At 39.7% G+C, this 8,863-nt stretch carries 5 protein-coding genes and 1 pseudogene; 5 read left to right on the top strand and 1 reads right to left on the bottom strand.

Annotation, left to right across the window (positions count from 1 at the left end; translation table 11 throughout):
- Window positions 1-51: 51 nt before the first annotated feature.
- The gene (rluB, locus tag KPY62_RS13360) at window positions 52-975 is read right to left on the bottom strand and encodes a 23S rRNA pseudouridine(2605) synthase RluB (RefSeq protein ID WP_201623230.1); all 924 of its coding nucleotides are present in this window, start codon (window positions 973-975) and stop codon (window positions 52-54) included.
- A 525-nt stretch (window positions 976-1,500) separates the two neighbouring features.
- Here rluB and KPY62_RS13355 point away from each other — a divergent pair.
- The 5 genes and pseudogenes from KPY62_RS13355 to KPY62_RS13335 all read left to right on the top strand — a co-directional run.
- Window positions 1,501-2,610 carry a polysaccharide biosynthesis/export family protein gene (locus tag KPY62_RS13355; protein WP_228730789.1) on the top strand — a complete coding sequence of 370 codons (1,110 nt, stop codon included), beginning with the start codon at window positions 1,501-1,503 and terminating at the stop codon, window positions 2,608-2,610.
- 67 nt (window positions 2,611-2,677) lie between these two features.
- Complete coding sequence (locus tag KPY62_RS13350) at window positions 2,678-3,109, top strand: low molecular weight protein-tyrosine-phosphatase (protein WP_216583439.1); 432 nt, start codon at window positions 2,678-2,680, stop codon at window positions 3,107-3,109.
- A gap of 72 nt (window positions 3,110-3,181) precedes the next feature.
- Window positions 3,182-5,392, top strand: a complete 2,211-nt coding sequence (locus KPY62_RS13345; protein WP_216583438.1) for a polysaccharide biosynthesis tyrosine autokinase — start codon at window positions 3,182-3,184, stop codon at window positions 5,390-5,392.
- Window positions 5,393-5,463: 71 nt separating this feature from the next.
- On the top strand, window positions 5,464-7,425 hold the full coding sequence (locus KPY62_RS13340; protein WP_216583437.1) for a polysaccharide biosynthesis protein: 1,962 nt from the start codon (window positions 5,464-5,466) through the stop codon (window positions 7,423-7,425).
- A gap of 1,092 nt (window positions 7,426-8,517) precedes the next feature.
- Window positions 8,518-8,863: pseudogene (locus tag KPY62_RS13335) on the top strand (hypothetical protein); the annotation flags it as partial.

Below are 8,863 nucleotides of genomic sequence, written 5' to 3'. Positions count from 1 at the left end.
ATAAATAATCATCGGCCGCTTTTTTATGCTAAAACCAATACAGCGTTTAGCTTAACGCTTGCTATTGCGATCACGAGTATTACGCGAACCACGACTAGCTGGGCTAGCGCTACTTTTTGGCTTGGCAGTGCTAGTAGTACTGCGAGTGTTTTCGCTACGACGTGCTTTAAGCGGTTTGTTTTTGATACGCTCTTGCTTATCTTTAGCGGCACCATGTAGACCAGTACCATAGCGTGGGCGTAGGCTGACTAAGTCCGTCAAGGTATTGATATCTTTTCTATCTAGCTCCAAAAAGCGACCAGTACGTAGCTCTTTAGGCAAAGCAATACTGCCATAACTAGTACGTAGCAGGCGACTTACTTTAAGACCTTGCGACTCAAATAGACGACGAACTTCACGGTTACGGCCTTCGTTTAGCTTAACATGATACCATTTGTTGACGCCTTCACCGCCGCCTTCTTTGATATCATCGAACTTTGCCATACCATCGTCTAGCATTACGCCCGTAGTCATCGCTCGAGCGATTTCAGGGGTTACTTCACCTAATACTCGTACAGCGTACTCACGAGTGACTTCGCTAGAAGGATGCATTAAGCGATGGGCCATTTCACCATCGTTAGTGAATAGCAATAGACCGCTAGAGTTAATATCTAAGCGACCGACCATCACCCAGCGATCATGCGTCAATTTAGGCAAGCGCTCAAAGACTGTTGGACGACCTTCTGGATCGTTAGCTGAGCAGATCTCGCCTTCAGGCTTGTAATAGGCTAGAACACGGCGACGCTTTTCGTTTTCAGCGGTATATTTAATCTGACGACCATCAACCCGAATTTCATCACCTTGACTGACACGATCACCGATAGTAGCAGGGCCGTTATTTACTGACACTCGTCCAGCTTTGATCACTTCTTCCATTTGGCGACGTGAGCCAAGACCCATACGGGCGAGGGCTTTTTGTAGTTTTTCGTCTTTCATAACTTAATCCTTGATTCGGTTGGTGTTACATTTCTCAATGTAGGTAACAGCATACTAATTGTGGCATTATTGCGCAGCGCCACATTATACGCTATTTATAAGCAGAGTACAGTAGTTAGCTCTCACAGTTGTTCGAAAGCCTAGCAAAGAATATTGATATGATTGGTTTTTTCAAATAGGCAAAATCTATAGTTTAAGGGCTTAAAAACCTTTATAGCTGCACTTTGCTACTCTAAAGTTTGACAGCACAGTTCCACCTTATCGGCAGTGTCTACAACAGCTTTATACCAGTAGCACAGTATTGTCTTAACATAGAGTTAACTATATACTTTCAATTGCTAAAAATAAGTTGTAAATTTATAGTTGAAAGATAATAACTTTAAGCGATAAGAGTTTATTAATTTTTAATCAACTATGCTATTATGGCCTTTTGTAAAATACGTAACATATTGATACAACAGTGGCATTAGTGTTGCTAATGATTACTTATTACTGGTTATTACTGAGTTTATAAAGGTTTTTATTATGGGTCAATCCTCAAAGCTGCTAGGGGCAACAAGCTTACTGCTGATCAGTTTGTTATCTGGTTGTGCGACTACTACTACTATAAACTCTGGCTTACAGTCTGGTGACTTGCCGCCAGTAGGTAGCTTCGTTGCTGAGAATGGTCTGCAATTCAATGTGCAGCCGTTAAACTTAGCTACCCTACCTCCACCACAAGTATCTAGACCTAGTAATGATATCTATCAGCTAATAGCTAGCTCTACTAAGAAAGAATATCGTATTGCGCCAGGTGACATCTTAAGTATTAATTTAGTAGGCTATCCAGATATTAAGTCACTGCCGTCAAATGGTAATGATAATAGCCCTTCGGCCGCAGGATACCCAGTAGATCAACAAGGCTTTGTACAGTTTCCATTAGTAGGACGTGTTAAGGCCAGCGGTATAAGTGTGCCGCAGTTTACAGCTAGTCTACAGAGCAAGCTGCAGCGCTACCTTAAGTTCTCAGACCCTCAAGTAAAAATTATTAAATATCGTGGCAATAAGTTCTTTATCGATGGTGAGGTTAAGCAACCTGGCGAGTTCGCTATTGAAGACGCCCCAGTATCTTTATATAGTGCGATATCTATGGCTGGTGGTGCTACTACTACTGGGGATTCAAATAGCCTAGTATTGAATCGTAAAGGTAGAAATTATAATATTGGCTTGCAAGCGTTAAGACAAATAGGATCATCGGGCAATCAAATATATTTGCAAGACGGCGACTCTATCCATGTCAATAGCCAAAGTCGTAACACTGTCTATGTATTAGGTGAATTTGGTCAAGTCAAGCCAGTGCCTATCCTGGAGCAAGGGCTAACCCTAGCGCAGGTAGTAGGGGAGTCACAAGGTTTGAACGCACTTACGGCTAATGCCGCTAAAATATATATTGTTCGTAATAACTCTGGATATCAGCTGACTGATATCTATTATGTCAATATGCAGACAATTACTAACCTTGCATTAGCCAACCGTTTTGAGATGCAGCCTAATGATATAGTCTATGTCGATCCTACGGGTTTAACGCGCTGGAACCGAGTTATCAATTCTCTGCTACCTTCGAGTACAGCGATCAGAAGTCTTGCTGGTATATAAGTGCTGGGTTTAGAAGTGATAAGGTTCTACTTAGCACCAAGTCGATATTAATTAATAGGCAATGATTATGGCATTTGATAATATTTTGGTAGTTTGTGTTGGTAACATCTGTCGTAGCCCGATAGCTGAGGCGCTGTTAGCGCATCAATTTCCACAAAAGCATATTGACTCTGCTGGACTCTCAGCGGTAGTAGGTAACGGTGTTGACCCTAAGTCGCAACAAGTAATGGACCCCTATAATGTAGATATGTCCGCCCATATCGCTAAGCAAATAGATGAAAATCTAGTCAAAAAAGCAGACCTTATCTTAACTATGTCAGATGGTCAGACTAAGTGGATTGAAGAGCGCTGGCCACATTGCCGTGGCAAGACTTTTAAAATTGGTCACTGGAATGATAAAGATATTGCTGATCCCTACCGCCATGAACTAGCGTTGTTTGAAGTGGCTAGAAAAGATATTGTAGAAAGTCTTAAGCCATGGATTGATAAAATTAGTTGAAGACACATTAACTATTTGGCCTTTAAATAGTTGGTTATAAACAGATTATCCTTAAGTGATGAATATACAGTTATGAATACAGATTCAAAAAGCCTATCAAAGCCTATTGAGCAAAAAGATGAAGATGAAATCGATCTATTAGCTTTGCTATTTGCCTTGTTGCGTGGCTGGAAAACCATCTTGTTTTTTGCTTTAGTAGGCTTGCTTATAGGTGTGCTTTATAGCCGTTACGTGAATCCTACCTTTAAATCAAATGCTCTTATTCAAATTGATGATAAGTCAGGAGGTCTCCCTGCCCTTGGAGAAAACATTTCTGATTTGTTAGGATCAGAGGAGAGTAAAGCGCAGACAGAAGCTGAGCTTATTAAGTCACGGATGGTATTACAGCCGGTAGTAGATTTATTACATCTAGGCATACGCTTAAGTGATCCTGAGGTTGATGCTTTAACTAGAATTAAAAATAATCGTACTGATACGCAAGTGAATATTCCTGAAGGGGTAGCTCTGGCAACTGCAGATGGGAATGTGCAAGTTAGTAATTTCGAGGTTCCGCAATCTAACCTTAATCAGTCTTTTACCTTAATTCGTTCTGAGTCGGGTACTGGCTTTGTACTGAGCAGTGGTTTTGATGATTATAAGGGTCAGTTAGGCCAAGCTCATCAGTTTAAAAGCGTAGATGGTATTATTGAAATCACCGTCAACAATTTGCCAGATAACGGTCATACTGTCAACATCACTAAGCAGTCGCTGCAGACTACTACTGATTCAATTAACAGTGCGCTATCGGTAGTAGAAAAAGGTAAGCAGACTGGCGTTATAGAAATGTCATTGACTGGTGCTAATCAGCAGCAAGTCAGCTTAATCTTAAAAGAAATTATTCTGTCCTATATTGGTCAGAATCAATCGCGCGGCTCAGAAGAGACAACTAAGACTATTGAGTTTATGGAAAGCCAAATTCCAGTTTTAAAGCAAAAGCTTGAAGCGGCTGAAAAAATATTTAATGACTTTCGTAAACAGTACGGTACTATCGATGTTGGCAAAGAAGCTGAATTACTATTAACTGAAAACTCGCAAATTGATGCTCAGCTTAATGAGTTAAAACTTAAAAAAGCTGATTTGACCACTTACTATACTGAAGAGCATCCGCTAGTCATTCAGATCAACGATCAGCTCAGAGTACTTAATAATAGAAAGCAAGAGATTGATAATAAGATTACAGGGTTGCCTGAAGTACAACGTGAGTTCCTCAAACTATCACAAGACACTGAGATAAACAGAGAGATCTATCTAACTCTGTTAAAAAACTATCAGCAGTTACAAATAGCCAAGGCAGGGCAAATTGGCTTTGCGCGAATTATTGACTTACCTATTAACACTTATAAGGCCATTGCTCCGAAAAAGCTACAGATCATAATCTTGGCTATGTTATTGGGCGCTATGTTAGGCACAATGCTAGTCCTACTAAAAAACTTATTAAGAAATGTAGTAAAAGATCCTGAGCGCCTTGAGGCTAAGACTGGTATACCAGTTATTGCTACAATTCCACGCTCACCATTACTAACTCGACTAGGTAAGAGCAAGAAGTCACAAAACAGATTACTGGCTTATGCTGATAATAATAGTTTGAGCTACGAGGCGATAAAGAGCCTTCGAACTAGCCTTATGTTCGGTATGACTACGACTAGCGATAGCGCTCAACGTGCTAAAGTCATCTTGATTACTGGCGAGAGTCCAGGAGTCGGAAAGTCGTTTATATCTTCTAATCTATCTGAGGTGTTCGCCCAGCTCGATAAGAAGGTATTAATAATTGATGCTGATATGCGTTTGGGTGAGCTGCATAAGATGTTCAATATGACTCAAGATAATGGTTTGGGAGATTACCTAGCACAAGATGTTGCGATAACTACGGTAGTCCATCCTACTATTATGGATAATGTTGACTTTATGCCTAGAGGTCAACATCCTCATAACCCGGCATCACTATTGTCAGGAGATAAGTTCACTACTATGATGACTGAGCTAAATGCTCATTATGATTATATTATATTAGACTCACCACCGATATTAGCTGCTTCTGATGCCATCATCATGTCACAGTATGCTGATAAAGTATTGATGGTCACTCGTTATGATAAGTCAATCGAAGGTCAAGTAGTTTACGCTATCAAGCAGATGCATAAAGCCAATGTGCAAGTGGATGGCATTATCCTTAATGACGTGCAGCAAGGCCTTATGAGTAAGTATAGTTATCACTACAGCTATGCTTATGGCAATAATAACTAACTGCTGTTTTTGCGGGCTATAGCCTTGCTTTATAATTGGTGTCTAGAGTTTGACTAAAATAGTTGTCCGTTATGTCCATGAAATTAAAAAATAATAGTAACGAGTACAGTACTAAACAGGTTAGCTTGCGACAGCGCATGGCTGAGTATCTGTTATCATTATCACGCAGTACTAAGCGCAGTATCCTGCTCCTAGCTGACTTTATGATGTCGGCAGCTTGCTTGTACTTGGCTATAGCTGCCCGCTATGGCTATATGGGTAATCATATTAGCCCATTACGGCTTGTGTTATATGCTTTGATTCCAGTAGTAGGCTTATACGCCATTGGCTTTTATAAAGGGGTAGCGCGTAGTTTTTTCGATGCAATGATGGGCCGAGTACTACAGCTATTCTTTGCATTGATCCTAGTAGGGCAAACCATACTTTATCTTAAGTTACTACCCGGCGTTCCTCGCGCGGTACCTATTCTATATCTATTTTTATTGTTTATCTGGTTATGGAATAGTCGTTTGACTATTAGGGAATTGCTAACACGTTGGCAAGGTCAGCGCCTGAAACGCAATAACGTTGATGACTGTGACAATGTACTGATATATGGTGCTGGAGAAGCGGGCAAAGAGCTATTAGAAGGTCTTAAAAACTCCCATAAGTATAATGTCGTCGCTTTCGTAGATGATGACTCTCAGCTAACGGGCGCTTATATAATGGGTAAGCGTATCTATAGCGCCCAGCAGCTAGTTGAGCTAGTGGCAAAACTGGATATTGCCCAAATATTCTTAGCGATGCCTTCTATAAATCGGGCTCATAAAAGAGAGATTATAGATAAGCTCTCTGGTATTTCCATAAAGATCAAAGAGCTGCCAAGCTTAGAAGAAATAGCCGATGAAAAAGTTACCGTCAGTAGTATGCGCAAAGTCGATATCTTAGACGTATTAGATCGTCAAACGGTTGAGCCGGTTGCTAGCCTCTTGCAAATGAATATTAAAGATAAATGCGTATTAGTCACTGGTGCTGGTGGCTCGATAGGTAGCGAGCTATGTAGACAAATCGTAAAGAATAAGCCTAAAGTATTAGTGCTCTATGAGCTATCAGAGTTTGCGCTATATAGCATTCACCAAGAGCTATTAGCTAAGCAAGCCAGTAAGGCTGAATACGCTAATATCGAAATAGTAGCTATCATCGGTAATGTGACCAATCAAGACAAGCTATTACAAATATTCAAGCGCTATCATATTCAGACGGTTTATCATGCCGCCGCTTATAAGCATGTACCTATCGTTGAGCATAACCCGTTTGAAGGAGCGATAAACAATAGCAAAGGTACTTACCATTGTGCTCGTGCTGCTATCGATGCGCATGTGGAAACTTTTGTGTTGATTTCAACTGACAAAGCAGTGAGGCCTACTAACGTTATGGGTGCTACCAAGCGTCTAGCAGAGCTCGCTTGTCAAGGCTTGAGTCAGGATAGCAATAATCAACACACTTGTATCAGTATGGTGCGCTTCGGTAATGTCCTTGGATCGTCCGGCTCAGTAGTGCCAGTCTTTACTAAGCAGATCGAAAAAGGTCAGCCAATAACGGTCACCCATCCTGATGTCACTCGTTACTTTATGACTATCCCTGAGGCTGCCAACCTAGTGATTCAAGCCGGTGCTATGGCTAAAGGTGGTGAGGTATTTGTATTGGATATGGGTGCACCGGTGAAGATTGTAGATTTAGCTCATCGCATGATTCAGTTAAGTGGCTTTGAAGTAAAAGATGAAAAGAATCCAGATGGAGATATCGAGGTAGTATTTACTGGTCTGCGCCCCGGTGAAAAACTTTATGAAGAGCTAATCATTGGGGAAGATAATGTTCAGGAGACGACTCATCCGCTCATTATGCAGGCCATGGAGCATAGCTTCCCGTTAAGTGAGATTGAGCAGGCATTCTCTAAGCTGAATCAAAAGGCCAAGCAGCACGATGTGAACTGGCTAAAGCAGCAATTCAAATACTTTGTAGCAGGTTATCAAGCAGGGGCTACGCCTCAATAGTGTCGTAGTCTGTAATGCCTAATTACTATCAAATAAACATTAACACAGGTACGTTATAATAGGGATTAATAGTATTAAAATAGCCGTGGTTATGTGGGACTACGGCTAGCGATTACGCACAAACAGTACATATAAACAGTAATAGAAAATTCTTATTTTTGGCAAAGAGAGTTATATTCTCTATGGCATTAAGTATGTCTTCCCAAAAGATGATACTGATCTCAGCCTATAACTATTTCGTTTAGATAATTAGTAATAATGAAAATAAGCATAATGCAGAGGCTAGTAGCCTATGAAAAAATTAAATAAATACTGGCAGATGAGCCACAGGTTTAACTGATAGCCAGATTGCGTTTAAAGGTGTCGATTAATGACTGTATTTACTATCCTTAGGCTAGGTACAGCGCTCTATTGCTGATTCGAGCAGTTCTAATTATAGAAATATCAGTGATGGTTTGAAAAACAGCTGTTTTCTGCGTATCAAGCGCATGTATAAAGCGTCATTGATGTCAGTAGCTTCACCTATAGATAGGATTCTACGCTTCTTAAATTCAAAGATACTATTTGTAATCTCTTATCTCTATATACAGTAATAAAGTGCGCCAATGAGCTATGTGCCGGTATATTTGCTCATGTTTATAGTATTAAGACTATTACGGTAAGGTATTTCAACGTATTTAGTAGCCGTCAAGATTAAGACGATAGTTATGCAGCAGCAATTGTCTCAGGCAGATATTTCTATTTCAAATGAGATAGTAAGAAACGTCCCGTATTCTTTTGTATGTATAATACAGTGTCAGTAAGTATTAATGTGCTCATAGTGACCACTGGCAGTTTAAATTCTGAAAATAAAGCTTATGAATTGGCTTTAGGAGATTAAATAAACTGTTCAGTGCGATTAAGTTAGTATTAGTAAACAGTGATATTGTTTTCTATAAAGTTATAATACACCTTGATTTAAAGAGGGTGGTATAAGATACATACAGTGAGATGTGAGTAACGCTAAAAGCTTACTAATTTATAAGCAGAGATATTTTAATCACGAAGGTATAGAGATAGCTATGAAACTATATATAAAAAATGGCCGTAGTTATGCTAAAACTAATTAGTAGGGCGAAGTGGTTATTAGGTGGTAATGTCATTTTTGCGCTTTCACAGTGGTTAATACTAACCATAATTGCAAAGTATTTCTCAGGTCAAGCACTTGGTGAATACTCATATGCTTTATCTATAGCTGCACCAGTATTTATGCTAACGAATCTGCAACTTAGACCAATTTTGATTGCTGATTATAATTCTGATAAATACTATCGATATGAAAACTTTTTTTCGTTGAGGTTCTATACTAATGTCTTGGGTCTACTAATTGTATTAACTTGGGGTGGAATTACAAATTTTAATTCAATATGGATTATAGGATTAGTAGCAGCTATAAAGT

The organism is Psychrobacter sp. TAE2020, from assembly GCF_018919485.1.
Taxonomy (GTDB): domain Bacteria; phylum Pseudomonadota; class Gammaproteobacteria; order Pseudomonadales; family Moraxellaceae; genus Psychrobacter.
The sequence above is the reverse complement of the archived record's forward strand: the minus strand, read 5'-3'. Positions and strand labels throughout refer to the sequence as shown.

Excerpts from the sequence above, each read along its gene's own strand:
- rluB (WP_201623230.1), bottom strand. The coding sequence starts at position 975 with ATGAAAGACGAAAAACTACAAAAAGCCCTCGCCCGTATGGGTCTTGGC.
- KPY62_RS13355 (WP_228730789.1), top strand. The coding sequence starts at position 1,501 with ATGGGTCAATCCTCAAAGCTGCTAGGGGCAACAAGCTTACTGCTGATC.
- KPY62_RS13350 (WP_216583439.1), top strand. The coding sequence starts at position 2,678 with ATGGCATTTGATAATATTTTGGTAGTTTGTGTTGGTAACATCTGTCGT.
- KPY62_RS13345 (WP_216583438.1), top strand. The coding sequence starts at position 3,182 with ATGAATACAGATTCAAAAAGCCTATCAAAGCCTATTGAGCAAAAAGAT.
- KPY62_RS13340 (WP_216583437.1), top strand. The coding sequence starts at position 5,464 with ATGTCCATGAAATTAAAAAATAATAGTAACGAGTACAGTACTAAACAG.